This window comes from Corallococcus sp. M7 (assembly GCF_054512695.1).
On the sequence record NZ_CM137252.1, the window covers coordinates 5768614 to 5792569 of the forward strand.

Consider the following 23956-nt stretch of genomic DNA (forward strand, 5'->3'; position numbering starts at 1 on the left):
GGTAGGCTTGCTTTGGCGGAAGCGGGGTGGAGCAACGGAATGGACGCGAGCGCGCCCTCCGGGACTGGCCCTTCCCCCATCCCCGCCCGCGGGAGGCTCCGGCGGACGGAGGTAAGGGAATGCGCGCGCGGTGCGCGACAGGAAACCGTTGTCTCAGGGGCATGGACGCTCCGGGTGTAGGTGCGGAACGGAGTAGCCCGGGGGGCGTGACCGGAGCGTGATGGCTTCAACCTCGCTCGAGGCGCTCGAGGACCTGGGCAACCCGCGCGGTCGCGGAGCCTTGGACGGAGAGGACCTCCACTCCCAGCTCGAAAGGGTCGTCGAGCAATATCCAGGCGAGCTTCTCGTCCACCTCCCTGCGCAGCTGGGAATCCTCGTGCGCGGGGAGGCGGATGCGATCGCGCTCCTCGATGGGGACGAAGACGACGAAGTCCAGGGTCTGGAGGGTGGAGCGTATTCGGGGCAACCACTCCTCGACGTCGAACGCATCGGCGTCCTCGTGCGTCAGGAGGTACCCGAGAAAGTCGAGGGGGCAGCGATCGAACAGGATGTTTCGAGTGTCTTCTTCTTCGAGCAGATCCAGGGAGCGGCGGAGCTGTTCGACGAAGTCCTCCAGGACCGGTGGCGACGCGAACGCGTACCCCTCCTCTTCGAGCAGGTGGTACGGCTCGTCGATGGCTCGATACTCCGGAAGCTCTTCGCCCAGGTCCTCGATGAGCGTCGATTTTCCGGCGCGGTGCGTGCCACTCATTGCGATGCGCATGCGGACCGGTCTCCTTGCTCTCCGTTGAGGGAGAGGAGGCACTCGGCCCCCTCCCCATCATGGCCCGGGCTGGCGGCTGGCGGTTGAGGAAGGCGTCGCCACGGGCGGCAGGATGGGCGTCGTCATCGCGGCGCCCCCTGGGGGCTCGGGCCAGATACCTGTCCGCACGAGCCTACGGCTTTCGCGGTGGCTCACCCAGCCAGCGACGGACCTCGTCCAGGTACTCGCGAGGCAGTGCGTGCCCGCTGTCGAAGGCCTTGCGCGTCTTGCGCTTGGAGGGCGCGGCGGCGAACAGCTTCTGGGTGTCCTCCTCGGTGGAGAAGGGATCGCGGTTCGCGGTCAACAGCAGCCATGCCTGATGCACCTGGCCCATCCGGTTCACCGGCGCGGCGTCCCCCAGCACGGGGTCGACATGCGGCGGCACCATCGTCACCAGATGGGTGATTCGAGTCTCACGCGACGCCAGCAGGAGGCCCACCTGGGCGCCCATGCTGTAGCCGGCGACGAGGACCCTCGGCGGCTTCTTGCCGTTGGCGAGCACATGGGCGAGGAGCGCCTGCGCATCACGGACGGTGTCGACAATCATCGCTTGATACGGACCGGGCTCCCCCGCGTGTGCTCGCTTCGCGAGGGCTCCGGGGCGCGCGTCGGGAGTTGCCCGCGCGCCGTGCCGTCTCGCGTCCATGAGGTAGACCCGATAGCCGGCGCTCCGCAGATGCGCTGTCAGTGCGCCCCCGAAGGTCGGCTCCGCGTCCGACAGCCAGTCATCCTTGCTCCGGGTAAGGCCGTGCAGCAGGACGGCCACGGGCGGATTCGCCTGATCCCCTTCCGGCGACAGCACCCACGCGGGGATCCGCTCCCCATCCTCCGCGCGGACCTCCACGGGGACCGCGGGGCTCGTGGCGTGGGCCACGGAGGTGGCCAGGAGCATCAGACCCAGGAACAGCGAACGCATCATCACGGCACTCCTCGTTGGAGAGAGGCCGTGGAGCGTGCGGAAGCGGCGGTCAACCAGGCGTCACCCACGCGCTGACATTCATTTGACGTGGACGCGGGTAGCATCCCGGCCACTCCCATGCGCGTGCTCGTCATCGAGGACAACCGCGACCTCCAGGCCAACATCGCGCGGTTCCTGGAGCCGGACTTCCAGTTGGACTTCGCGAGCACCGGGCCCGAGGGGCTCGCGCTCGCACTGGGCCACCCGTACGACGTCATCGTGCTGGACGTGATGCTGCCCGGCATGAGCGGCCTCGACGTGTGCGATCGCTACCGGCAGGTCGCGCCCCGGCTCGTCCCCATCCTGATGCTGACGGCGAGGGACACGCTCGAGGACAAGGAAGCAGGCTTCCAGGCGGGCGCGGACGACTATCTCGTCAAACCGTTCTCGCTCCGGGAGCTGCGCTGGCGGCTGGAGGCGCTGGCGCGCCGGCCCGTGCCTCCGAGCGGACGGAAGCTGACGCGCGGAGGGCTCACGCTGGAGCCGGAGAGCGGGCACACCCAATGGGGAGGGCGCTCCGTCCGGCTCAACCGCACCGAGGCACTCCTCCTGCGGTGGCTGATGGAGGCCGCACCCGAAGCCGTCCCCGCGGCCACACTGGCGGAGCGGCTCTGGGGGGACGACGCGCCCGAGTCCAGCGCGCTGCGCACGCACGTCTATGCCCTACGCAAGGCGCTCGCCGGGCTGGGGCTCGATGATGCCATCACCACCCTGCGCAACGAGGGGTACCGCCTGGATGCGCGCTAGGAACAGCAGGTCGGTGCGCTCCGTGCTCCAGCGCGCCATGGCACTGTCCGCGGCGTTCGCGCTGGTGTTGATGGGTGGGTTCTTCACGCTCTTCAGCTACGACCTCGAGGACGTCATCTTCAGCCGCATCGTGGCCGAGGAGGCGGACCGGACCGAGCCAGGTCACGTCCCCGGAATCACGCGGTATGACGGCCGCTCCGAGCTGCCGTCCTGGCTCGCGGAGCGACTGCGTCCAGATGCGCCGCCGGGAGAGTACGAGGTGCCCGCCGGGAACCACGGACACTTCCACGTCGCGGTGCGCTCCGGGGCTGGTGGAGACCGCCAGTACTTCGCGTTCGACGTGACGCGCCTGACGAGCACGACGGACAACCTGAAGCGGACCGCGGGACTGCTCCTCACCAGTGCGCTGCTGGCGTTGCTGGCCGCAGCGACCCTCGCCCACCTCGTGGCCCGCAGACTCGGTCGGCCGTTGGAGCGGATGGTGGAGTGGATCGGGACCGAAGGAGCACCGCCGCCCGGGGATGACGGCGGAGTGTCCGAGGTCCAGGCGTTGAGGGACGCGCTGCTCGCACGCGACGCACGCATCCAGGAGCAGTTGGAGCGTGAGCGGCGGTTCAACCGCGATGCCAGTCACGAACTGCGCACCCCCTTGGCCGTGGCCCAGGGCGCGGTGGAGATACTCGAACTGGATCCGCCAGGAGACGCGGAGACGTTCGATCGACTGCGCCGAGCCGTGAGCCAGATGGGCCTGCTGACCGAGGGCATCCTCTGGCTGGCCCGCGAGCGTCGCTCCGAGGAGCGCTGCGACCTGCACCGGGTCTCACGAGAGCTGCTCGCGTTGTACGGGCACCTGCGGCGCGGTGAAGGCATCGAGCTGACGATTGAGTCCGCGGGCGAAGTCCACGCGCCCGTCCCTGCCTCCGTCGCAAGGGTGATGATGGGGAACCTCCTCAAGAACGCGCTCGCCTACACAGACGAAGGCCGCATCGTGATCACCATCGAGCCCTCGGCGTGGACCCTGACTGACACGGGTGCTGGCTTTGGCCGCGCAGAGCCCGGAAGCGAAAGCCACGGCATCGGCCTGTCCCTGGTGGAACGATTGGCCCAGCGCTTCGGGTGGACGCTGTCCATTGACGCACTGGAGCCGCGAGGCACGCGCGCGCGGTTGAGCTGGCGCGAAGAAGACGACTGAAGCGAGCGTTTGGCCTGGCAACCGTGGCTGTGCCGTCATGGATTGCCATGACAGCCGTTGTCTCCTTCCGCGGTGCCGTGAGCGCTGCCGTTCTTTTCGCACTCGTCGGCTGTGGCTCGGCCACCATCGGCGGCGGTGGAAGTCCTGCGCGCGCGAAATGGGTCGGTTCAGTCGTCCGGACTCCGGACAGCGGCCAACTCCGGACGACCATCTATTACGGCCCCTGGCAGTGCAGCACCGCGTTCCTGTCGCGCTGCGAGTCGAAGTGCGCGGCACAGGGCTACCCGCTCATGGGTTGCATGTGGCTGGCCGACATCAAGGCCGACTGGCAGGGACGCTACTTCTTCATGCCAGCGGAGGCAGGAGGCCGCATGGCCATCACCCACTGCTGTTGTGACTACCCGTCCGTATCCGACGGGGAGGCGCAACGGAGAATCTGGGAGCGCGGTCGCACCGCATTCCGGCGGGACTGGAGTGCGGAGTTCGGCGACTGGCCGAAGACGGGCAAGACGAGTTGGCCCGGCCACCACATCTATGACCTGCTGCATGGAGGTCCTCCGCTCGCTCCTGGCAACATTCTTCCTGTCCCGCCCGACGTACACCTCGAATTCAACAGCGCCTATCCCGCCTGCTATGCACCTGGGGGAAAGTGGCTGGCCCCCGGCCCCGAGCGGCCCTACGTAGACTGAGGCGCCACTATGTCCATCGACAGCCTGCTGAAGGAGTTCTCCCGCCTCCACTTCCCCCGTCCACCAGCGACTCCCGCGGAGGTCACAGCCTTCGAGGCTCGCATTGGATGGAGGCTGGATGCGGACCTGCGCGCCTTCTACCTGCACTCCGATGGCGGAACACTTTTCGAGGGAGAGCCCGACGCGAGCTACCGCATTCTCTCTCTCACGGAGATCCGCCGGGCCCGCGTTGCCATCATGGGGCGGGACACCGACGAGTACGGGTCGCCCTCGCAGTACACGTTGGTGGACATGCAGGACACCAACTACGTCATCCTGGACGCGGCCCAGCAGTCAGGTGGCGTGTATCCTCTCTTCGATGCGTGGCATGAGACGTATCCAGTAGCGAAGCGCATCGCATCCTCGTTCGCGGAGTTCCTGGAGCGTGCGATGCGCAGCGACGGCTTCTCCTACTGGCTCAACGGGTGAACGCCCCCAGCCTCCGTGGACACTCACACCTCTCCAGCCCCCTCCATCAGGAAGTCGATGACGGCGCGCACGGCGGGCAATTGGCCCCTGCGGTGTGGCGTGAGGATCGTCGTCGTCACCGTGCCCGCGGTCCAGGCGGGAAGTACACGCACCAACCGCCCGGCCTCCACGTCCACGTGGGTGAACGTCTCTGGTAGACAGACGACGCCCAGCCCTGCCGTGGCGGCCTTCAAGAGCACCAGCGACTCATCGGCGGTCATGCGTGCCCGCGGCATCACCGTGACCGTCTCTCCCGCCTTCCCGCGCAGCCGCCATTCCGTGGCCGTGGCGCTGGTCAGCAGGCCGTCGTGTTCGCTCAAGTCCTCGGGTCTGCGAATCCTGCCGCGACTGGACAGGTAGCCGGGCGACGCCACCAGGACGGTGGACTCCACCGCGAGCCGGCGCTGCACCAGGCCTGATGCGGGCAAAGGCGCGAAGTGACTGCGCACGGCGATGTCGAACCCCTCCTGCACCAGGTCCACGAAGCGGTCCGTCGCGTGCAACTCGACGCGCACCTTGGGATGCGCCAGCGCCAGCAGGGGCAGACGGTCCGCGAGCCGCAACTGCGCCGTGGGGACCGACGTGGTGATTCGCACCACGCCCCGAGGCTCCGCCTGCCGACGGCGCACCACGTTCTCCGCCGCCTCCGCCTCCATCACGGCCGCGCGGGCATGGCCGAGGAAGTCCCGCCCCACGTCCGTCAGCGTGAAGCTCCGCGACGTGCGCTGAATCAGCCGGGCGCCCAGCGCGTCCTCCAACTCGGCCACGCGTTTGCTCACCGTGGATTTGGGAATGCCCAATCGCCGAGCCGCCGCGGCGAAGCCACCGCTCTCCACGGCCTGGACGAAGAGATGGAGGTCATTGAGATTCAAGGGCCGCGCCTCATCGTCCACGGGTGTGGACCTTGCGTTCGCGTTCCGCTGTCTACACGGCGCGCGTCGCCACGGCCATCGTGTCTCCATCGAAGGCATCACGCCTTCGGACAGGAGAATCCCCATGGCACTGCCTACCCTCTTCTACGGTGTCCCCTCTGGCTGCTCGTTCGGCTCCATCGTCGCGCTGGAGTGGCTGGGCCGGCCCTACCAGCTGTGCCGCATCGCCATGCCGGAGGACGTCACCACCGCGGACTACCGCCGGATCAACCCCGTCGCGGAGACGCCCACCTTGATGACGGAGACGGGCACGCGCATCAGCGAGAGCATGGCCATCCTCAACCACCTGGGCGCGCGCGGCGTGGGCACAGGGCTGGCGTTCACCCAGGGCACCGAGGACTTCGACCGGTTGAACCAGATGCTCGCGTACCTGAACACCACGTTCTTCAGCGCCTTCTCGCCGCTCTGGTACGCGCTCGAGCACGCCGAGCTGCCGGAGTCCGAGAAGCAGGCGCTGCGCAAGCTGGGGGCCCGCAAGGTGGTCTCTGCGCACGCGAACCTGGAGGCACTGATGGGCGACACGCCGTGGCTCCTGGGTGACCACCGCACGCTGGCGGACGCGTACTTCATCGGCATCGCCCGGTGGACCCGGTACCACGAGGTGCTCGACCGCCGCGACTACCCGAAGCTCCAGGGCCTCTTCGACCGGCTGGAGGCGGACGCCGGCGTGCGCTTCGCCCATGCCATTGAGAAGGGCGAGACGCCTCAGGGCAGCGGCGCATTCCAGGGGCACATCCGCCTCGCGGAGGCCCTGCACCGGCTGCCCTGAGTGAGCAGGGAAGCCATCGACGTCAAGGCTTCAGGGCGCGGAACACCGCGTCCACCACCTCCTGCTCGGTGGGGAATGCCAGGCCGGTCTTCTTGATGACGACCTTTCCGTCCACCGCCACCTCAAAAACCCCCGACCCGCCCTTCTTCAGCTCCACATCCACTTCCAGTTCGTCCTTCAGTACGGCCGCCGCACGGGTGGCCCTGGGCAGGTAGCCTCAAGCGGTACAGTAGGTGATGGAAACCTTCGCGTCGGCCATGGTGGGCCTCCTGACGGGATGGGACACCGCGCGGGGATGCGCGGCGCCTGCACCATTGTGACGCTCCACCCCGCCCTGCGCCAGCGTCGCGCTCAGGGCGTTGGAGACCGTACAAGCTCCAGCCAGCGGGCCAGCGTCAGGTCGGTATAGGGGCCGGGTTCCAAGCCGTAGGCGCCCAGCGAAAAGCCATCGTTCCACTCGACGATGGCGGTCTCACCGGACTCGAGCACGCCGAAGTCGACCGCGTAGCCCGCGGTCCCCTCTCCTGCCTCCTCCAGGAGCTGGATGGCCCGCCGGACCTGACCTTCATCGACTCGAAGTAACGGGTCGCCTCCATAGTGGCGCGTCCCCACAACGGCGCCGTGCACAACGAAGACTCGGAACTCACTCCGCCATCGCACCACTTCCGAGCAGAGGAGTTCCGTGCTCGCCGATGCGCGCTCCAGATAGAGCAGATCTTCCACCGACGCGAAGACGTGTCCCGTGAACCGCTTACGGCGCCCATGGGGTTTGGCGAAAACCGGAGGGCCTGAGTCGTGAAGGACGGCCGCCTTCAGTTCCCGCACGGTGCTCCGCCAGACACGCCGGTGGAGAAAGGAGCTCAGGCTCGGCGGATAATCGTGGGTCTCGGGTGCGGGAATGCCGAGTTGTTTCAGCGCCCCCAGCACCGTCGGGACGTCGCCCGCCACCAGGGCGTCCCGGGCGACCGGAATCTGGCCCCTGGAGAGCTGCTTCGCGGTGAATGTCTCGACAGAAACGTGGCGCCCCCGGAGCTCTTCGAGAAGCGCTCGCATCTCTGGCTCCATGCGACCGGAGCCCAACTCCTGAATGAATGCGCAGCGAACCATCAGCGCGATTCTAGTGAACGTAGACGTCAGTCGCTATTCGCCCAGGTCAGGATGCCCTGCGAGGCGGGAATGCGCTCGAGGATGGCGAACCTGTTCTCAGGCTGCGCCGGAACCTCGACGTACACCCAGGCTTCATGGGATTCCGTCAGCCGTGCGCGATCGACTCGAAGCCCCAACTCCCGCGTGCTCCCTGAAAGGCCCAGGATCCGGTCAATCTCCTGGGCCGTTTCCTCGTCGATTCCATTGGCGCATGCGCCGCGCCACTTGGGTCCAGTGAAGTACTGGTTCAGCAGGTTCTCTTGCGCCACCAACTCGTCCACGAGCGGAAGGAATGCACCCTCAGCCTGGGGATGCAGACAGGTGGATCCTCCCGTCTGATTTGAATAGAGGACGCCGGTGGGCCACAGATCAGTAGCCGGCGCCGCCGCAGTGATTGTTCATGCCGTCCTCGGTGCCGTACGGGATGCCGTCCTCGCAGACCTGATGGCCAGGCGCGTAGATGTCCTGCCAGATCATGCCTCCGGGGGACGGGACCAGGGTGAAGGCGGAGCCGCCGAAGTTCGACGTCCAGAAGCCCAGGACATCGGGGCTGCCCTGCACGGTATCGAGCAACTCGGAGATGTTCTTGCGCGTGTAACGCATGGCCGGGTTCCCTTGGGACGCGGTGAAGGAAGGGAGCTTAGCTTCTCATGAATTCGCGGATTCGCCGCATCTATGCTCCAGTGATTCCCCTCCCCTACCGTCCATGACCACCGAATCCCATTCACCACCTCATGAGCTGGGCATGCGGCGCGCGGTATCGCGCTGGGAAATCGTCGGCTTCTCCATCAACGACGTCATTGGCAGCGGTGTGTACCTGCTGCCCGCGGCGGCCGCCGCGAACCTGGGCTCGGCCAGCACGGGTGCCGTCGTGCTCGCGGGGCTGGCGGTGCTGCTGCTCGTGCTCTGCTTCGCGGAGGCGGCCAGCTACTTCGACAAGCCCGGCAGCGCCTATCTCTACACGCGTGAAGCCTTTGGAGAACGGGTGGGATTCCAGGTCGGATGGATGACGTGGCTGGCGCGCGTCTCGTCCGTGGCCTCGCTGTCCGTGGGCTTCTCCCGCGCGCTGGGCTTCCTGTGGCCCGCGGCGAACTCGGGCGTGGGCCAGGGCCTAGCCATCGCCGTGCCCCTGCTCGCGCTCACCGCCATCAACGTCGTGGGCGTGAAGGGCGGCGCTCGCACCGCGGTGTTCCTCGCCGTCACCAAGACGGTGCCCCTGCTGGTGTTCATCGCCGTGGGCCTCTTCTCCGTGTCGGTGCCGCTGGCGACGTCGGTGGTTCCCAGGGATGGCGGCAACCTGGGGGCCGCGGTGCTGCTGCTGCTGTTCGCCTATGCCGGCTTCGAGAACACGGCGGCTCCGGCGGGTGAGTTCAAGAACCCTCGCCGCGACGTGCCCTTCGCGCTCGTCGTGCAGATTGGCGTGGTCACGCTCATCTACACGGCGGTGCAGTGGGTGGCGCTGGGCACGTTGCCCGGGGTCGCGGACGCGCAGACGCCGCTCGCCAACGCCGCCACGCGGTTCCTCGGGGGCTGGGGTGGGCTCCTCATGACGGTGGGCGGGGTGCTGTCCATCCTGGGGACCAACAGCAACACCGTGCTCGCCGGGCCGCGCTACCTGTACGCGCTGGCCCAGGATGGCTTTGGCCCCGCCGCGCTCGCCACGCTGCATCCGCGCTACCGCACGCCGACGGTCGCCATCCTCACGCAGACGGCCATCGCCCTGCCCCTGGCGTTCTCCGGCTCGTTCGAGGTGCTCGCCACGCTCTCCGTGGTGGCCCGGCTCGCCACGTACTTCGGCACGGCCCTGGCGGTGCCCGTGCTGCGCCGCAAGCTCCAGGCCCCCCCGAACGCGTTCCGCATTCCAGGCGGGCCCGTGATTCCCCTCGCCGCCGCCGCGCTGTGCGTGGTCTTCGCGCTGAGCGCGGAGCGACAGAACCTCATCGCCGGGGCCGTCGCGCTCGCGGTGGGCTTCGTGATCCACAGGTTCCAGCGCAAGCCAGATGGGAAGGCCGCGCTCGGATAGCGCGGCAAGAAGCCCGGTCCGTCATGACGTCACGACACCGGAATGGGCTTGGGACTCACCTCCACCATGCCGCAGGAGTCGCTGACGTACTGTGCCATCTGCTCCGGCGTCACTTCGATGGGGCCCTTGGGGCAGAGCGGGTCATTGACGATATAGTTGCCCTCCTCGGTCATGCCCGTGACGGCGACCCAGTGGTAGCCGAAGTCCTCGCTCGAGAAATAATTGCCGGCATCATTCGCCGTCTTGCCCCAGGACGGGTGCTCGGCATCCCCGATGAAGGGATTGCCTCCGAGGATGACGGGGTGCCCGCGAGAGAGGGCGGCGTCCACGTCCTCCACGTCGACCGCGCCTGGGAGAAGCGTCGTGGCCACCGCGCCCGCCTCCGTCACACCCTCGGCCACCTGGGTCACGATCATCGTGTCGGACCAGGTGGAGTTCACGTCGAGGATGTTGTCCCGCACGGCGTCGATGGCCTCGCCCGCCCCGGCCGCGTCCGGGTGCTCCATCGCCCCCACCGCCGTCGCCGTGATGACCACCGACGTAGGACCGCAGTCATTGCCGCCGTAATACTCACTGCCGTCGTTGTAGTCCCGGAGGCCGGGCTTCGAGTTCTGGGCGACGTGGAGGGCCTTCGCCTCCTCCAGCGTCTTGACGGTGCTCGGAGGCGTCGGCGGCACGATGTCCTTGCCGGACAGGTCCTGCACCCGCACCTCGCCCCCCGGCATGCGGGTGATCGAGCCGCGCTCGAACTGCTGCACCATCGCGCCATCCCGTCCCGGCTCCAGCGGGCTCATGGGTCGCCCGAGCTGCGGCGCGTAGGTCTCCGCGAGCAGGCCCAGCGTGGGCTCAATCGCCGGGTGCTGCGGGCGCTGCATCGCGGCGAGCGTGGCCGGGCTCATCTTGCCGTCCGCGGGGCTGATGCCTTCAGCCGTCTGGAAGTCCTTGAGGGCCTCCCGCGACACGGGGCCGAAATAGCCATAGTCCGCGCCGCCCATGTCCAGATGGCCCGTCCTCTCCAGGAACTTCTGGAGGCGCGTGACGGGGCCATCCCCGGGCTCACGGGCATTGTCTTGCTGCTTGAAGGCGAGCTCGCCAACGCCCGTGGCATCGGTCAGCGGGGCCGGCCCGCCCCGGGACTGACGCTGCGGGAAGGGGCCCTGCTGGGCCAGGGTCACCAGCTTCCCGAGTCCCTGCAACCGCCGCATCGCCTCCCCGCTCACCACGCTCTCGAACACGTCGCGCACGACGCTGCGTGGGGGCTCGGGCTGCGGCCCGATCCGCGTCCCCGGTGGATATCTCAGCTGTCATCGCGCCACAGATTGGGCCGGCTCGCGAACAGCTCCGTCAGCCAATCGATGAAGACTCGCGCCCCGGCGCCCAGCTGGCGCGTGGGTGGGTAGACGAGGAACAGAGGCCGGGGTTCGGGCCTCCAGCCGTCCAACACCCTCACCAGTTCTCCGGATGCGAGGTAGGGCTCCAATACGAAACGCGGTGCGAACATGACGCCCAGGCCGGCGAGCCCCGCGGCCAGGTATGCATTGGTTTCATTGAGCGTGAGCAGGCTTCGACCCTGGACCTCCAGCCGCTCGCCCTCGCGAACGAAGACGAAGGGGTGCTCCTTGCCGCTCAGCGACGAGAAGTAGCTGACCACCGCGTGCGCCGGACCCGCCAGCTCCAGCGGGTGGAGGGGCGCGCCGTGGCGCTCCAGGTAGCGGGGGGATGCGCACAGCCAATAGCAGAGGTCGCCCAGGTGTCGTGCCACCAGGGACTCATCCTTCACCGGTCCTCCCCGGATGGCGCAGTCGACGTTGTCCGCGATGAGGTCCACGATGCAATCGCTCACGCCCAGCTCGATGTGCATCTGGGGATAGCGCGCGTAGAACGACGGCAGCGCGGGGATGAGCAGCAGCCGGGAGATCGTCCCGCTCGACTCCACCCGCAGGCGTCCCCGGGGACCGCGCCGTGACTGGGACAACGTGGCTTCGAGCTCCCGCACCTCGCCCAACAGCCGCAAGGCCTGCTGGTAGTAGGTCATGCCTTCCGGGGTGACCGTCACCCGGCGCGTGGTGCGGTGCAGCAGCTTCACGCGCAGATGCGCCTCCAGCTGTTGGATCAGCCGGGTCACCGCCGCCTTCGGGCGGCCCAGCGCGTCGGCGGCCTTGGTGAAGGTGCCGGTCTCCACCACACGGACGAAGGCTTCCATCGCCGTGAACGTGTCCATCTTCCACCTTCCGATTGTTTCAGCGGTGAAACGCAGTGTGCGAAGTGCTCCCGTTTATCCCAGCGGAGTCGGGGCGTATCTCCTCTCGCATGAAAACGCCCCTGGCTCGCACTGCCCTCGTCTCTGTCTCTCGCGTCCTCTCTCTGTTGATGCTGAGTGGGACGCCCCTGCTCCCGTCCGCCGTCCACGCCGCCGCGCCCCAGGTCCGGACCCAGGCCCCCGGGTTCCATCGGATGATGCTCGGCGACTTCGAGGTCACCGCGCTGTCCGACGGCACCGTGCCCCAAACCGTGAGCGCGGTGGCGAAGGGCACGACACCCGGGCGGGTGAAGGAGCTGCTCTCGCGAGACCACCTGGAGGATCCGATCGAGGCGTCCATCAACGCCTTCCTCATCAACACCGGCACCGCGTTGGTGCTCGTGGAGACGGGCTCGGGGAGCTTCTTCGGCCCTGGCGTGGGAGGCCAGCTCCAGCAAAGCCTCCAGGCGGCGGGCTATCGCCCTGAGCAGATCGACATGGTGTTGCTGACGCACATCCATTCCGACCATTCGGGTGGGCTCATGTCCAAGACGAGCCGGGCGTTCCCCAACGCCATCCTCCGGGTGCACGCACGAGAAGTGGGCTTCTGGCTGGAGCGCGATGACCCGACGAAGGGAGCGGTGGACCCGAAGTTCTTCGAGGAGGCGCGCGCGATGGTGGGCCCGTACCGGGACGCGGGGAAACTGAAGACGTTCGTGGATGGGGACGCCATCATTCCAGGCATCCGGGCCATGCCGACCCCGGGACATACGCCGGGGCACAGCGCCTACGTCGTGGAGAGCCGTGGAGCGCGGCTGGTCCTGTGGGGCGACCTGATGCACTTCGGCTCGGTGCAGTTGCGCGAGCCTTCCGTGACGGTTGCCTACGACGTCGATGAGCGCGCGGCTTCGGCACAGCGGGCGCGTGCGTTCACGGAAGCGGCGAAGCGCGGCGATCTGATTGGCCTCGCGCACATGCCCTTCCCCGGTCTGGGCCGGCTGAGCGCGGAGGGCAAGGGCTACCGGTGGATCCCGCTCAACTACAGCTCCGGCCAGCGTTGGGAGGCCGCGAAGGCCAGGGCGGAGTGAGCGGGGGCCGTGTCAGGGGTTCGCGCTGCGGCGACCCCTGACGGAGGTTTCGTGCGAGCGGGCGCTCAGTAGCAGTAGCCGCCGTAGAGCGGGTTCGGACAGGCCATGCCCGTCGCGGCGTTGATGCTCGTGTTGTAGCAGTTGGTCGTCACGGTGGAGGACTTGAGGCGCCGGTATCCGTAGAGGACGTCGCCCACGCAGAGGCCGTAGTTCATGTACACGTCCTCCACCTGGCAGACCTTGTACGTGTTGCAGCGGACGAACGGCCCTCCAGGGTAGGCGTAGCCCTGGCACTGCCACAGGTAGCTCTGCTGCGACGAGTAGCTGGTGGTCTCGTAGTAGTACTCATCCTCGGGACCGCAGAGCGGGTCGTCCTCGTCGGGAGGAATCTTCATCATCTCGACCTGGCCGGGCTCCAGGGCCTCAGCGCTGGAGGAATCCTGGGGCGGCGCATCCTCGAGCGCGCCCTCCACTCCGGCTCCACAGCCGACCACCATGAACGTGCACAGCGCGACCCATGCCTTCATCCGCATGTCTTGCTCCTTGTTTCATCCGGGGGGAAGGCGGCTTTTACACGGAGTGATATCCGCTCACGAGAACCTGCGAAGGCACGGCGTGTCACCCAACCATGCGGCGGGAGGTCAACACGTGTCGAAGTGCCGCAGGAGTGCTGCCGCGAGCGGTGGCACGGCCGCGCGAGGCAGCGCGTGCCCCATTCCATCAAGGGTCACCAGGGTGGCGCGTGGCAGGGTCTCCGCGAGGAACCGGGCATTGGACGCGGGATGGGTGGGGTCCTCCGGGGCGGCGATGACGAGCGTGGGCACGGTGACCTGCGTCAGCTCCGCGCCTCGAGCCAATCCGGCAGGGTCGACTCGGGCATGGGCCGTCGAAGTATCGTGACGGCCCGCGTGCGCGATGACACGCCGCTCGAGCGCCCGGAACTCGTCGGCATCGAAGGGAATCACGCGGCCGTTGAGCCTGCGCCAGTTCTCGACCCGCCATTCCACCTGCGCATCCAGGTCGCGCGGGTCGAACATGTGGCTCCAGAACTCGAACAGCCCCGGGTCGATGGGCGCGCGGGATGGGAGGTCGGCGCGCGCGGGGGCACCGTCGAGCGCGGGAGCCCCCATGACCGTCGCGCTGAGGAGCCGCGCGGGATGCGTGACCATGAGCCACTGCGCCAGCATGCCCCCCAGCGACAGGCCCACGACGTGCGCGCGGGCAATGCCAAGCGCATCGAGGATGGCCAGGGCATCCTCGGCCATCCGGGTCGCTGAATAGGGAACCCGGTCGAAGGCCCAGGTCGACGCCCCGGTGTCCCGATGGTCATAGCGGATGACCCGGTAACGCCGGGCAAGCAGGTCCACGAGCTCATCCGGCCAGAACAGCCCGGATGCCGTGGACCCCATGATGAGCAATACAGCGGGAGCCGACTCCGGGCCTCGTGACTCGACCCAAAGCGAGACGCCCTCAGCGACCTGGACGAAGTGTTCCATGCGCCCAGTCTCGCCGATCCTCGCCGGTCACGACGTGGAAGAAAGACAGGCGTGCCACGCCCGGACCATACGACTACTGGGTCGCCACCTTGCGGGTGAGCACGCGGTCCCCGACCTTCAGCTGGACCGAGTAGACGCCGGGGGTCGAGGGTGTACTGCGGCAATGCCAGCTCATGGCGTCCGGCGGCTTGGAGACTGGGGGCGGCCAACTCGCGGACGGGCTGGCCCCGGGCATCGAGGAGCGTCGCGGACACGGTCGCGGGAGCCTCCAGCTCGAACTGGAGCCGGGAGGCCTCCACCATCGGATTGGGCGACACGTGGAAGCGCTCGTGGCTGTCGTCACCGCGCAGAGCCAGGGCGTTGCGCTCGAGGACGAGCACCCGCTCCACCTGCACCTCTTCGAAGCCGTCCCGGCGCGTCTCGCTCTCGCGGATGCGCACGTGGGTGAGCACCTCCACCCCGTCCACTGTCTCCGCGTACGCGGCGATGAGCGACTCGGCCGCGACGTGGACGAAGTACGGGCGGAGTCCGGCGCGCTGCTCATCCTCCAGCGTCCGCACCGTCGCCGGGTCGACCACCGGAAAGTCCACGAGGATATGGGCGAGGCCCTTGGCCAGGCCGTCCCGGAAGACGCCACGGGCCAGGCGGTGATGTCGCTCCCCTGCCTGTCCACGTCGTCCACCAGGACGCGCAGCGGCTCCGGCGCAGACTCGCCCAGGCGCACGGGCTTGGCGAAGGGCTTCGCGGCGAGGTTGCGCGCCGTCTTGCCGAAGACGTTTAGGAGGACGGCGCGCTGGAGGCGCTCTCTGTACGCCACGTCCTCCTCAGCGTGGTACTGCGGCAGGTAGGTGCGCCCGGCGGCGCGCATAGTGCTGGTGCCGCCCAGGAGGGCTAGCACAAGGGCCCACGTGGGCTGCATGGCCCGGTAGGCGCTGCTTGGGGTGCTGACGTCGGCGGCGCTCATTCCGCAGGCTCCATGCGGCGGATCGCCGCCTCGCCGCGCACCGCGGTGAAGACGCTCGCCACCACCTGGTTCTGCATGGCGGATGGACCGGACAGCAGCAGGTGCAACACCTCCGGTCGCTCGGCGCTGAGCACCCCTCGGACGGATGTCTCGTCGGTGCGCGACAGCCTGGCGGGCCCGCCCGGGTGGGTGTGCCAGTCGCCCAGGTAGCGCAGGCGCGGGTACACCCGGCCCAGAAGGCGGTTGTCGTGGGGGCGGTCCGCGTCGTAGCCCACACGTCCGCGCACAGCCTTCCTCCCGGGGCCGAAGATGGCGAGCACGTGCGCCTCACCATCCACCACGGCGCCCAGCAGCAGCCCGCCCGTCTCTAGCGGAGCGCGCACCCGCGCCAGACGCAGGGCCTTGGCTAGGACTCTGAGCTTGCCCGGGTTTGGTGGACAGGTGGGTCAAGCAGCCAGCGGCACCTGGGAGGCAGCCCTCTCGAACTCGGCGGGGCTGACGTAACCGAGCGAGGAGTGCCGCCGTTTGCGGTTGTAGAACACCTCGATGAACTCGAACAAGGCGGCCTGGGCCGCCTCGCGCGTCGGGAAGTCGCGAGGGTGCACCAACTCCGTTTTCAGCGTGGAGAAGAAGCTCTCCACCACGGCGTTGTCCCAGCAGTTGCCCTTGCGGCTCATGCTGCAGCAGAGGCCGTGGGCGGCCAGCGCTCGCTGGTAGTCCTCACTGGCGTACTGGCTGCCCCGGTCCGAGTGGTGCAGCAGTCCCTCGGGCGGGCGGCGGCTCTCAAGCGCCATGTCGAGGGCGGAGAGCACCAGGTGGCGCTCAAGGCTGCTACCCATCGCCCAGCCAATGACGCGCCGGCTGAAGAGGTCGAGCACGACGGCCAGGTACAGCCAGCCTTCGCGCGTGGGGACGTAGGTGATGTCCGCCGCCCAAACCCGGTTTGCCTTGGGCGGGTGGAAGGCTCGGGCCAGCGCATTGGGTGCCACGGGCAAGCCATGCCTGGAGTCCGTGGTGCGTACGAATCGCCGGCGCCCGCGGGCCCGCAGCCCTGCTTCGCGCATCAGCCAGGCCACCCGGTGTCCGCCCACCTCCTTGCCTTGCGCCTGGAGCTCCGCCCGCACGCGGGGGCTGCCGTAGGTGCGGCGGCTGTCCTGGTGCACCTGCCGGATTCGTTCTGTCAGCGCCGCGTTGGCCTTCTGACGGGCGGAGGCTTCCCGTCCCTCCCAGGCGTAGTAGCCCGCCCGGGACACCTGAAGCACACGGCACAAGAGCGCCACCGGGTAGCAGGCCCTCTTCGCCTGGATGAACGCGAACTTCACGTGCTCTCCTTGGCGAAGAAGGCCGCCGCATTTTTTAGGATTTCACGCTCCACCCGCAGCTGGCGCACTTCATGGCGCAACTGGGCGAGCTCTTCCTTCTCACTCGTCGTCAGCGCCCCGCCAGGCCAATAGCCCGCGTCCACCTGCGCCTGCTTCACCCAACCCTCCAGCGCGCTGCGCGTCAGGTCCAGGTCCTTGGCCACTTGCGCCCGGGACTTGCCCTCCTCCAGCGCCAGCTTCACCGCCCGGGCTTTGAACTCCGGCGTGAACTTCCTGCGTGCTCGTCTCGGCATCGTCGTGGACATCCTTCGGTCTCCTCTTCTCGGGTGTTCACAAAACCCGGGGAAGCTCACTCCGGGCGCAAGGCGTACGCGGTAGTCGTCGGAGACGTAGTGGGCTGACGCGGACGCCGTCGGCAGCGGGCAGGCCATCACCGGTAGCTCCTCACCTGGAAGGTGGCCGTCCCCTCGCCGAGCATCAGCTCCGTGAGGGCCCACACCTCCGCGTCCATGCGGTTGAGGCTCCAGGTGGACTCCCCGGACACCCACGTTGTCTGCTCGTCCTCCAGCGCGGGCAGGCGCCCCACGTGGTGGGCCATGCCGCGCTCGAAGAGGGCTGCCACCGGCTCCGTGCGCTTCGCCTTGCCGCGCGAGGCCGTCACCACCTTCACGGTAACGTGCTTCTTCATCTCGCGGGCCTTGGCACGGAGGTTTGTCTCCACCATGTCGCCGCCGAAGTTCTTCTCCCTCACGAACGCGTCCGCGCTCTCCTTCTCGTAGACGGCCAGGGACTTCGCTGCCCACGCCTCTGCGGAGTACTTCCCGGAGTCGTCGCGCCAGACGTAGGCGTGGCCGTTGCTGGCCTTGCCCGCGCAGACGATGCCCACCTCGTCGTTGGCGGGCCCGTCGCCGCCGTCAGGGTCCACCGTCACCACCACGCGCACCATGGGCAGCGGGTTGCCCTCGGCGTCCTTCGGCAGCGCGGAGACGCGGGTGTTGTCCAGCACCTCCTGCGTCCACAGCGCGCCCACCGCTGCGGCCTTGAAGGCCTCCTCCACCGTCGCCGGGTACTCGCGACGGAAGTCGTGGATGCCCTTCTCGTAGACGGAAATCTTCGCCCGGCGCCAGGCGAGCTGCGCGTCGTCCAGTTCGTAGCCGTGTGCCTCGCGGCAGAGTGCCGCGTACCGCGCCTCCTCGCTGGTGCGCTCGAAGCCCGGCGGCACCTCGCGCCGGTACTCTTCCTGCCAGAACCACGGCACGAAGATGAGCTCGAAGTCGTTCTCCCCCTTCTGCGCCGCCATGCACAGGTGGTGGAAGAGGCCCTGGGGCCCGTCGCTAGTGCTCTCCAGGATGACTTCGGTGCCGGGCGCCGTTGGCACGCCCTCAATGACGCCGCACATGTGCGTTGCGGCGTTGGGCCAGAAGGCCACCTCGCTGCCGTGGAAGTACTGGATGGTAGAGGAGCGCACCGTCCCCTTCGCGCCCGCGGTGCGCACCTTGTAGCCGGAGGACAACCTGTCGAAGAGGAGCTCCTTCGCGTTGGAGGCACTCGTCGACGGCTTCACCAGGGTCGGGACACAATCGTGGTACCGCTTCGCCATGTCGAAGAGGTTCACCGTCGCCGCGTCCTCGTGCGTGAGGATGTAGGCGCGCACGCCCTTCAGGTGGCTCACCTTCCAGTAGAAGCGCGCCTCGACGTACGTGCTGCAGCCCTGCTGGCGCCCCTTCAGGACGATGGCGCGCACGAAGCCCCGGCGCTTCAGCTGCGCCTCCAGCCGCTCGTGGATGTACAGCTGCGCCCGGTTGAGATTCAGCGCCGGCAACTCCCCGCCCGTCACCTCTTTCGGACGGATGCGCAGGCACCGCGAGGCGTAGTGCGGGAAGTCGTCCTTCAGCCGCTGGCGGATGGCCTTCTCCCGCGGGGAGAGGGGCGCCGGGGCCGAGCCCTGGTGGAACGACTCGGCCGCGCGGCGGCGAGCGGGGGCTCTCATTCCAGCGATCCCAGCGCGTCCTCGTGACTGTGCTGGACGACGGCATCCACCTTGTCGACGAAGAGGCGCAGGTGCTTGCCCAGCAGCTCCAGGGACTTCGGCTTGTCCCAGAGCTTCACCTTCGCCACGGTGCCGATGGCCTCGCCGTCCACAGTGAGCTGATCCACCTCGATGGAGGAGATGGCCCGGCGCAGGTGGGCCGGCAGCTCCTTCAGCGGCAGCAGCGCCCCGGTGGGGCTGAAGGCGTCGCCGATGTCCGTCCGGGAGATGAGGAGCAGCTCGCGCAGGACATCGTCCGCCTTCACCTCGACGCGCTCGGCACGGGCCTTCTGGGCCGCCGCGACGGCCTCCAACACCTTGACATTCCTCAACATGCGACTGCTCTGCGACTCGGCGGTGCGCTCCGAGTAGCCGGCGGCCCGGGTGGAATTGAGGTCGAGGAGGTACTCCTGGACGAAGCGCTCCTGCTTCGCCGTCAGGACCTGGGCGCGCGACTCATCCGCCGGCGTCTTCCGGCTGCGGCGCGTGCTGGGCTTGCGAGGAGGCGTGCTTCCCACGCCACCGAGTCTCCGGCGTCGCGTGGACAACGTCCGGCGCGGGAAAGGGAGGCCGGCCCTTCTTCATGGACACCGGGGACTCTTCCCCGGCCACACCACGGAGACGTCATGACGCCGCGCTACTGCCCCGCCTGCCAAACCCATCCCCACTCACCACACTGGTGCGCAGGCCAGGAGGATCTGTACCAGCGCTGCCCGGGGCTCGCGGAGTGCGAGCACCCGAACGCAACGCCGATCCCGGGACGCGAGGACTGGTACTGCCCCACCTGCGACTTCGTCGGCCCGCGGGCCAAGGGGGCTGACGCGCTCAGGCCTGGCGCTCGGGCGCTTCGTCCCACAGCGCGAGCTGTCCCTCCGGCTCCGGCCGCTTCCGCAGGGCGCGAGGGGACGTCCCTACCTGAGCTGCCGGGGGCGGCTCCTTCTGCGCGTAGGCCTGGGCCGCTTTCCGGAGCCGGTCCTGGGCGCGGGAGAAGTCCTCCTCGTCTCCATCGCCCGCCTCGGCGTAGGCCAGGGCTGCGGCCGTCAGCCTGTCCCAGGGCGACGCGTAGGGCTTGCGCAGCGGCTCCGGCATCGGCTGCCTGCGCCGCTGCCGCATGAGGAGCCCGTGGCAGCGTCGGTGCCGGGGCGCCCGCGGCCGGGGGCAGTTGTCTTCGAAGCACTGGTCTGGAGTGCGGCAGGAGGCCATGGACGCACCTACTGTGCCGCACCGACCGGCGTCATGCACGGGATGAGCGCGAACCTGCCGAATACAACAGGAGTCCTCACCGAATGCCCATTGGCTTTCACCCCTAACCCCACGACTAAGTTCCACATGGAGTCAGCCCGGATAACTGCAGCACAGCGTCTCCACCTGGGCCATCAACGCCGGGGCGCCGCCGGCGCAGGTCGCGGCGTTCCTGAACTACAAGAGCTCGCGTACGACGTCGCGCGTCTGCGCCATCCACGCGGTCCCGGCCAAGGTTCCGACGCTTGCGTAGCGACGGGGCAGGCGACGGCGGCTTGTAATTCGGCGTGGGTCTGCTAAGTTCCCTGTGAGTCCGATAGGTCTCGACATCACCCGCAAGGGGCGTCGGGATTAGAACGGGTGAACGAGTCGCGGTTGTTGATGTCGCAAGCTGGGCGCGGGGTCTCCACGCTCGACGAGCACGTGATTCCGGAAAACCGTTTGGCTTAGAGGACCTGCCAGTTGGCGGGTTTTTTTATGCCTCCGTTCCGGACTCGCAGTGAACTCGTCGTTGCCAGGAGTCCTATAATGGAGAAGAAGTCCTCGCGTTCGAAGTCGACCCCCATCATCCCCAGCAAGCCGGGTGACGGCGCCCCCAACAACACCCTCCCGCCCGAGCTGCAGATGCAGAATGCCAACGGTGTGTCCCCCGTTCGCCTCGACCGGATGATGGAGTCGCTCCGCTACGCGGAGTACAACATCGAGAGCGGTGTCGGCGAGCTGCTCGATAACTCGGTTGAGAGCGGCGCCCAGAGCATCTGGGTCTTCGTCGAGCAGGAGCCCAAGCAGTTCACGACCAAGACCGTCAACGTCGTCGGCTCGGTCGCAACTGTGGACAACGGCGTCGGGATGTCCCCCGACGTCCTCGCGCGCTGCCTCGTGCTGGGCGAGTCGCTGCGGCCGATGAAGTCGAACGGGCGGCGTGGCATCGGCCGGTTTGGGGTCGGCATGACGCTGGGCGGCATTTCGCTCGGCCGCCGCCTCGAGGTGTACTCGCGCGAGACGAAGGAGGGGCCCTTCTTCCACACGTACATCGACCTCGACGAGATCGGGCATGGTGAGCAAAAGGTCATCCCGACACCCACCCCGAAGAGGCCTCCGGCCAAGTACGCCGAGCTGATCAAGGGATCGAGTGGGACGGTGGTGTTCATCACTAACTGCGACCGACTGCAGAAGGACCAGACGGAGCAGGAAAAGGGGATCGCCGCGTCCGAGCAGATCAAGGGACTGGCGACCTTCATTGGGCGCACCTACCGGAAGTTCATTGGGCCCCGGCGCTTCTTCCTCGACGGCAAGGAGGTCTACCTCCACGACCCGCTTTACGTCGCGAGCCCCACACGGTTCGAGGTGGGCGGGAAGCAGGAGCTGAAGGCGAAGGTCGTCGGGTCGGACATCATCGAGCTCGAGGTGCCGGGACAGCCGGGCAAGATGGCGCAGGTCACCATCACGATGTCCATGCTCCCGAAGGAGTGGCGCGTTGCGCGCGGGGCCGGTGGCAGCACCTTCGCGAAGGAGCACAAGATCGACGAGAACGAGGGCATCAGCATCCTGCGCGCCGACCGGGAGGTGCTCTACGGCGCGGTGCCCTACATCCTCGGCTCCAAGGGCCAGGCCGCTACCCTCGATATCGACCGCTGGTGGGGCTGCGAAATCGGCTTCCCTCCCGAGCTCGATGACTACTTCCACGTGCGCTACATCAAGCGCGGGGCTGAGCCGGTGAAGTCGTTGAAGGACCAGATCCGCGCGAAGATCTTCCCTGTGGTCACCACGCTGCGCCAGCAGATCAAACGCGACTTCGACGACGCCGAGGCCGCGAAGCTCCAGAACAACGGGGTCTTCTCCGCGGCAGAGGACGACATGTCGGCCGCCAGCGCGAAGCTGCCGCGCAGCGTCCGCGGCAGCGACACGCCCCCGGACGTCCAGGAGGCCGCTCTCGACCGCCTTATTGACGAGGACGTGCGCTCCCAGGCGAGCTCGCCCGCTGACAAGGAGAAGAAGAAGGAGGATCTCAAGAAGAAGGAGTTCGCGCTCCTCCCGGTTCGCTTCCCCAAGCAGGTGCTCTTCGAGACTGAGCACCTGCTGGGGCTCACGGTGGTCAAGCTCAACATCGCGCATCCCTTCTACAAGCAGGTGTTCGAGCCGCTTTGCGGCAGCGTAGAGACGCTGACCGAAGACTCCGACCCGAACGAGGGGGCGAAGACGGACGCCGAGAAGGCGGCCCGCCACGGCTTCCAGCTCCTGCTGATGAGCTACGCGAAGGCTGAGGGCATGATGCTAGGCAAGGCCACCGACGACGACCTGGAGACCATCCGGTCTCAGTGGGGCATCGTGCTGGCCACGGCCGTGTCGAACATGGAAGCCAAGAAGGCGTAGGTGAGTGCGATGAGCAAGCTCTACGTCCCGCGCCTGTTCCTGCCGAAGGAGGTTCGCAAGCAGATTGAGCCCTGCCGGCCCGGGGTCTACCTCCTTGGAATGGGGCCCGACTTCACCCCCGGGTACGTCGGCCGTTCTGACACGTGCCTGCGCACGCGACTGTCCGGACACAACCACCTCTACGAGTTCGAGTACTTCATCTTCAAGTACGCGGACAACCCCGGTGACGCCTTCATGCTCGAGTGCGAGTACTGGCACGTGCTTCAGCAGACAGGCGTGAAGGTCGCGAACAAGTACCACCCGGCACCACCGTCCTCGAACGGGACCAGGTGTCCGTACTGCGAGTTCGCAGGCCAGATGCAGGAGTACATCGCCGCCTGACCGAGCCGTGACCGCGCGGGCCTTCGGGAAGGCCCGCGCGGTCATAGCGCACCGGACTTTGAGAAGTACAACTTGCGAGGGCCCAGCATCCCACTTCGGCACGTCCTGCGTGCCTTTTGGCCGGCCCTGCCGGAGTGGCCAGGGCCGCGAGCCCGCGCAGCGCCGACTTCCGGGACGCCGTACCTTTCTTTGTCTGCGTTTTTCTGGATGAGCGGGGAGCAACGGGCGCTGGAGACACCTGGGCTGAGGGGGCGCGAGCGAGTCCTGGGCGCGGACGGCGGCGGCCAGCGGATCATCCCCCAGTAGAGCACCACGAGGACGGACGGCGCCCCTTGGGCTTGGGCGTAAACCCAGCGAACCAAGGGCGAGGCGTCGTCCAGGCGGAGCTGCCGTGCGACCTCGTCGCGGATGCTCTTCATGGCGATGGGGAGGTTGTCCCCATTGTCGAGCGTCCTCGGGGACACGCGGGTGAGGCGCACCACCAGGAGGGCGGGGCCGCTCTAGCCCGGCCACAAGAGGTGGGTGGCGTCGCGCTGCCCCTTGGCGCGGCGGTGGCGCTGCATGTGGTGCTCACGACGGTTGGAGGTGTTGACGGTCTCCACCGGCACTCCGAAGCGGATGCAGCTCATGGACTTGCCTCCAGCGCGGCAGCGAGTGCTCCACGTGCCCGGGATGCCACCCAGCCGGAGACGCTGTCCGCCGTGAGCCGCGGCACGTCCGCCTCCAGCCGCGCAGCCCCGGCACAACGGGTGCCCCCCACACGACCAGGGCGGACGCCGTCCCGCACCCGGTGGCGCAGGGAGCGCTCGGCTCCTCACCGCGGCCCACGCCCAGCTGCGCACAGCGGCGGACCTCGGCGGGGGACATCTGCGCCACGCCCGCGCTGCCCAACTCGGCCCCGCCCTGCCGCGGGACGTGCCGGCGCCACACCTCCGCGCCGATGAAGACCCGGGCGGCGCACACCGGCTGGCGAGACTGCCCCCAGGTGTCCTCCAACCACGCGAGCAAAGCTACGCGCAGGCGCCCCTCGTCGCCTCCGACGGCGGCCAGCGCGTCC

Annotated in this window: 26 protein-coding genes and 1 pseudogene; 10 read left to right on the forward strand and 17 right to left on the reverse strand. The window is 68.1% G+C overall.

Annotated features, from left to right (window positions below):
- Positions 1-226: 226 nt before the first annotated feature.
- Both ACX114_RS22945 and ACX114_RS22950 read right to left on the reverse strand, forming a co-directional pair.
- Entirely contained in the window at positions 227-763 is a 537-nt protein-coding gene (locus ACX114_RS22945; RefSeq protein ID WP_459287800.1) for an AAA family ATPase, read from the reverse strand.
- Positions 764-935: 172 nt separating this feature from the next.
- Positions 936-1721 carry an alpha/beta hydrolase gene (locus ACX114_RS22950; RefSeq protein ID WP_459287801.1) on the reverse strand — a complete coding sequence of 262 codons (786 nt, stop codon included), beginning with the start codon at positions 1719-1721 and terminating at the stop codon, positions 936-938.
- A gap of 87 nt (positions 1722-1808) precedes the next feature.
- On the opposite strand from ACX114_RS22950, the gene ACX114_RS22955 reads away from it, so the two are divergent.
- From ACX114_RS22955 to ACX114_RS22970, 4 genes are read left to right on the forward strand one after another with little or no spacing between them, the layout of a single operon-like run.
- Complete coding sequence (locus tag ACX114_RS22955; RefSeq protein ID WP_459287802.1) at positions 1809-2507, forward strand: response regulator transcription factor; 699 nt, start codon at positions 1809-1811, stop codon at positions 2505-2507.
- The gene (locus tag ACX114_RS22960; protein WP_459287804.1) at positions 2497-3699 is read left to right on the forward strand and encodes a sensor histidine kinase; all 1203 of its coding nucleotides are present in this window, start codon (positions 2497-2499) and stop codon (positions 3697-3699) included. The genes ACX114_RS22955 and ACX114_RS22960 overlap by 11 nt, the downstream gene beginning before the upstream one ends.
- 47 nt (positions 3700-3746) lie before the next feature.
- The gene (locus ACX114_RS22965) at positions 3747-4388 is read left to right on the forward strand and encodes a hypothetical protein (protein ID WP_459287806.1); all 642 of its coding nucleotides are present in this window, start codon (positions 3747-3749) and stop codon (positions 4386-4388) included.
- A 9-nt stretch (positions 4389-4397) separates the two neighbouring features.
- Positions 4398-4856, forward strand: coding sequence for an SMI1/KNR4 family protein (locus tag ACX114_RS22970; protein WP_459287808.1), 459 nt, complete (start codon positions 4398-4400; stop codon positions 4854-4856).
- A gap of 23 nt (positions 4857-4879) precedes the next feature.
- Here ACX114_RS22970 and ACX114_RS22975 read toward each other — a convergent pair whose 3' ends face one another.
- Positions 4880-5767, reverse strand: a complete 888-nt coding sequence (locus ACX114_RS22975) for a LysR family transcriptional regulator (protein ID WP_459287809.1) — start codon at positions 5765-5767, stop codon at positions 4880-4882.
- 124 nt (positions 5768-5891) lie between these two features.
- On the opposite strand from ACX114_RS22975, the gene ACX114_RS22980 reads away from it, so the two are divergent.
- Positions 5892-6596, forward strand: coding sequence for a glutathione S-transferase family protein (locus ACX114_RS22980; protein ID WP_459287811.1), 705 nt, complete (start codon positions 5892-5894; stop codon positions 6594-6596).
- Positions 6597-6618: 22 nt separating this feature from the next.
- On the opposite strand, the gene ACX114_RS22985 is transcribed toward ACX114_RS22980, so the two are convergent.
- The 4 genes from ACX114_RS22985 to ACX114_RS23000 form a co-directional block, all read right to left on the reverse strand.
- Entirely contained in the window at positions 6619-6855 is a 237-nt protein-coding gene (locus ACX114_RS22985) for an Rdx family protein (RefSeq protein WP_459287813.1), read from the reverse strand.
- A gap of 92 nt (positions 6856-6947) precedes the next feature.
- A complete protein-coding gene (locus ACX114_RS22990; RefSeq protein WP_459287816.1) occupies positions 6948-7661 on the reverse strand; it encodes an ATP-grasp domain-containing protein in 714 nt (237 codons plus the stop codon).
- 68 nt (positions 7662-7729) lie between these two features.
- Positions 7730-8137 (reverse strand): DUF6210 family protein, encoded by a 408-nt coding sequence (locus ACX114_RS22995; RefSeq protein WP_459300250.1) that lies wholly within the window; start codon positions 8135-8137, stop codon positions 7730-7732.
- Positions 8112-8345: a hypothetical protein gene (locus ACX114_RS23000; protein ID WP_459287817.1), complete on the reverse strand. Its 234-nt coding sequence runs from the start codon at positions 8343-8345 to the stop codon at positions 8112-8114. Before ACX114_RS23000 ends, ACX114_RS22995 begins: the two co-directional genes overlap by 26 nt.
- Positions 8346-8487: 142 nt before the next feature.
- Here ACX114_RS23000 and ACX114_RS23005 point away from each other — a divergent pair, with 142 nt between their 5' ends.
- Complete coding sequence (locus ACX114_RS23005) at positions 8488-9765, forward strand: APC family permease (RefSeq protein ID WP_459287818.1); 1278 nt, start codon at positions 8488-8490, stop codon at positions 9763-9765.
- A 29-nt stretch (positions 9766-9794) separates the two neighbouring features.
- Here ACX114_RS23005 and ACX114_RS23010 read toward each other — a convergent pair whose 3' ends face one another.
- Both ACX114_RS23010 and ACX114_RS23015 read right to left on the reverse strand, forming a co-directional pair.
- Positions 9795-11009, reverse strand: a complete 1215-nt coding sequence (locus tag ACX114_RS23010) for a peptidoglycan-binding protein (protein WP_459287819.1) — start codon at positions 11007-11009, stop codon at positions 9795-9797.
- A gap of 53 nt (positions 11010-11062) precedes the next feature.
- A complete protein-coding gene (locus tag ACX114_RS23015) occupies positions 11063-11986 on the reverse strand; it encodes a LysR family transcriptional regulator (RefSeq protein WP_459287820.1) in 924 nt (307 codons plus the stop codon).
- Positions 11987-12075: 89 nt separating this feature from the next.
- Between ACX114_RS23015 and ACX114_RS23020 the strand changes: the two genes are divergently transcribed.
- Complete coding sequence (locus tag ACX114_RS23020) at positions 12076-13092, forward strand: MBL fold metallo-hydrolase (RefSeq protein ID WP_459287821.1); 1017 nt, start codon at positions 12076-12078, stop codon at positions 13090-13092.
- Positions 13093-13157: 65 nt separating this feature from the next.
- On the opposite strand, the gene ACX114_RS23025 is transcribed toward ACX114_RS23020, so the two are convergent.
- The gene (locus ACX114_RS23025; protein WP_459287823.1) at positions 13158-13625 is read right to left on the reverse strand and encodes a hypothetical protein; all 468 of its coding nucleotides are present in this window, start codon (positions 13623-13625) and stop codon (positions 13158-13160) included.
- Between the two features lie 108 nt (positions 13626-13733).
- Positions 13734-14588 carry an alpha/beta fold hydrolase gene (locus tag ACX114_RS23030; protein WP_459287825.1) on the reverse strand — a complete coding sequence of 285 codons (855 nt, stop codon included), beginning with the start codon at positions 14586-14588 and terminating at the stop codon, positions 13734-13736.
- Between the two features lie 317 nt (positions 14589-14905).
- On the opposite strand from ACX114_RS23030, the gene ACX114_RS23035 reads away from it, so the two are divergent.
- Positions 14906-15436, forward strand: a complete 531-nt coding sequence (locus ACX114_RS23035) for a hypothetical protein (protein ID WP_459287827.1) — start codon at positions 14906-14908, stop codon at positions 15434-15436.
- 112 nt (positions 15437-15548) lie between these two features.
- Here ACX114_RS23035 and ACX114_RS23040 read toward each other — a convergent pair.
- The 5 genes and pseudogenes from ACX114_RS23040 to ACX114_RS23060 all read right to left on the reverse strand — a co-directional run.
- Positions 15549-15956, reverse strand: a pseudogene (locus ACX114_RS23040) (Mov34/MPN/PAD-1 family protein); the annotation flags it as partial.
- A 42-nt stretch (positions 15957-15998) separates the two neighbouring features.
- Positions 15999-17167, reverse strand: a protein-coding gene (locus ACX114_RS23045) for an IS3 family transposase (protein ID WP_459287829.1) whose coding sequence is annotated in 2 segments (ribosomal slippage) — positions 15999-16912 and positions 16912-17167 — 1170 coding nt in all. Because the reading frame shifts where the segments join, the coding sequence is not laid out codon by codon here.
- Between the two features lie 137 nt (positions 17168-17304).
- Positions 17305-18864, reverse strand: a complete 1560-nt coding sequence (locus ACX114_RS23050; protein ID WP_459287831.1) for a phage terminase large subunit family protein — start codon at positions 18862-18864, stop codon at positions 17305-17307.
- Complete coding sequence (locus ACX114_RS23055) at positions 18861-19421, reverse strand: terminase small subunit (protein WP_459287833.1); 561 nt, start codon at positions 19419-19421, stop codon at positions 18861-18863. The genes ACX114_RS23050 and ACX114_RS23055 overlap by 4 nt, the downstream gene beginning before the upstream one ends.
- 307 nt (positions 19422-19728) lie before the next feature.
- Positions 19729-20016 carry a hypothetical protein gene (locus ACX114_RS23060; RefSeq protein WP_459287835.1) on the reverse strand — a complete coding sequence of 96 codons (288 nt, stop codon included), beginning with the start codon at positions 20014-20016 and terminating at the stop codon, positions 19729-19731.
- Positions 20017-20673: 657 nt separating this feature from the next.
- Between ACX114_RS23060 and ACX114_RS23065 the strand changes: the two genes are divergently transcribed.
- Entirely contained in the window at positions 20674-22518 is a 1845-nt protein-coding gene (locus ACX114_RS23065; protein ID WP_459287837.1) for an ATP-binding protein, read from the forward strand.
- Positions 22519-22527: 9 nt separating this feature from the next.
- Positions 22528-22899, forward strand: coding sequence for a GIY-YIG nuclease family protein (locus ACX114_RS23070; protein WP_459287839.1), 372 nt, complete (start codon positions 22528-22530; stop codon positions 22897-22899).
- A gap of 500 nt (positions 22900-23399) precedes the next feature.
- On the opposite strand, the gene ACX114_RS23075 is transcribed toward ACX114_RS23070, so the two are convergent.
- On the reverse strand, positions 23400-23528 hold the full coding sequence (locus ACX114_RS23075) for a hypothetical protein (RefSeq protein WP_459287841.1): 129 nt from the start codon (positions 23526-23528) through the stop codon (positions 23400-23402).
- Positions 23529-23956: the final 428 nt, after the last annotated feature.

Bases quoted from the DNA above. Each gene is read 5' to 3' on its own strand.
- ACX114_RS22945 (WP_459287800.1), bottom strand. From the start codon at position 763: ATGCGCATCGCAATGAGTGGCACGCACCGCGCCGGAAAATCGACGCTC.
- ACX114_RS22950 (WP_459287801.1), bottom strand. From the start codon at position 1,721: ATGATGCGTTCGCTGTTCCTGGGTCTGATGCTCCTGGCCACCTCCGTG.
- ACX114_RS22960 (WP_459287804.1), top strand. From the start codon at position 2,497: ATGCGCGCTAGGAACAGCAGGTCGGTGCGCTCCGTGCTCCAGCGCGCC.
- ACX114_RS22965 (WP_459287806.1), top strand. From the start codon at position 3,747: ATGACAGCCGTTGTCTCCTTCCGCGGTGCCGTGAGCGCTGCCGTTCTT.
- ACX114_RS22970 (WP_459287808.1), top strand. From the start codon at position 4,398: ATGTCCATCGACAGCCTGCTGAAGGAGTTCTCCCGCCTCCACTTCCCC.
- ACX114_RS22980 (WP_459287811.1), top strand. From the start codon at position 5,892: ATGGCACTGCCTACCCTCTTCTACGGTGTCCCCTCTGGCTGCTCGTTC.
- ACX114_RS22990 (WP_459287816.1), bottom strand. From the start codon at position 7,661: ATGGAGCCAGAGATGCGAGCGCTTCTCGAAGAGCTCCGGGGGCGCCAC.
- ACX114_RS23000 (WP_459287817.1), bottom strand. From the start codon at position 8,345: ATGCGTTACACGCGCAAGAACATCTCCGAGTTGCTCGATACCGTGCAG.
- ACX114_RS23005 (WP_459287818.1), top strand. From the start codon at position 8,488: ATGCGGCGCGCGGTATCGCGCTGGGAAATCGTCGGCTTCTCCATCAAC.
- ACX114_RS23015 (WP_459287820.1), bottom strand. From the start codon at position 11,986: ATGGACACGTTCACGGCGATGGAAGCCTTCGTCCGTGTGGTGGAGACC.
- ACX114_RS23020 (WP_459287821.1), top strand. From the start codon at position 12,076: ATGAAAACGCCCCTGGCTCGCACTGCCCTCGTCTCTGTCTCTCGCGTC.
- ACX114_RS23025 (WP_459287823.1), bottom strand. From the start codon at position 13,625: ATGCGGATGAAGGCATGGGTCGCGCTGTGCACGTTCATGGTGGTCGGC.
- ACX114_RS23030 (WP_459287825.1), bottom strand. From the start codon at position 14,588: ATGGAACACTTCGTCCAGGTCGCTGAGGGCGTCTCGCTTTGGGTCGAG.
- ACX114_RS23050 (WP_459287831.1), bottom strand. From the start codon at position 18,864: ATGAGAGCCCCCGCTCGCCGCCGCGCGGCCGAGTCGTTCCACCAGGGC.
- ACX114_RS23060 (WP_459287835.1), bottom strand. From the start codon at position 20,016: ATGCGGCAGCGGCGCAGGCAGCCGATGCCGGAGCCGCTGCGCAAGCCC.
- ACX114_RS23065 (WP_459287837.1), top strand. From the start codon at position 20,674: ATGGAGAAGAAGTCCTCGCGTTCGAAGTCGACCCCCATCATCCCCAGC.
- ACX114_RS23070 (WP_459287839.1), top strand. From the start codon at position 22,528: ATGAGCAAGCTCTACGTCCCGCGCCTGTTCCTGCCGAAGGAGGTTCGC.
- ACX114_RS23075 (WP_459287841.1), bottom strand. From the start codon at position 23,528: ATGAGCTGCATCCGCTTCGGAGTGCCGGTGGAGACCGTCAACACCTCC.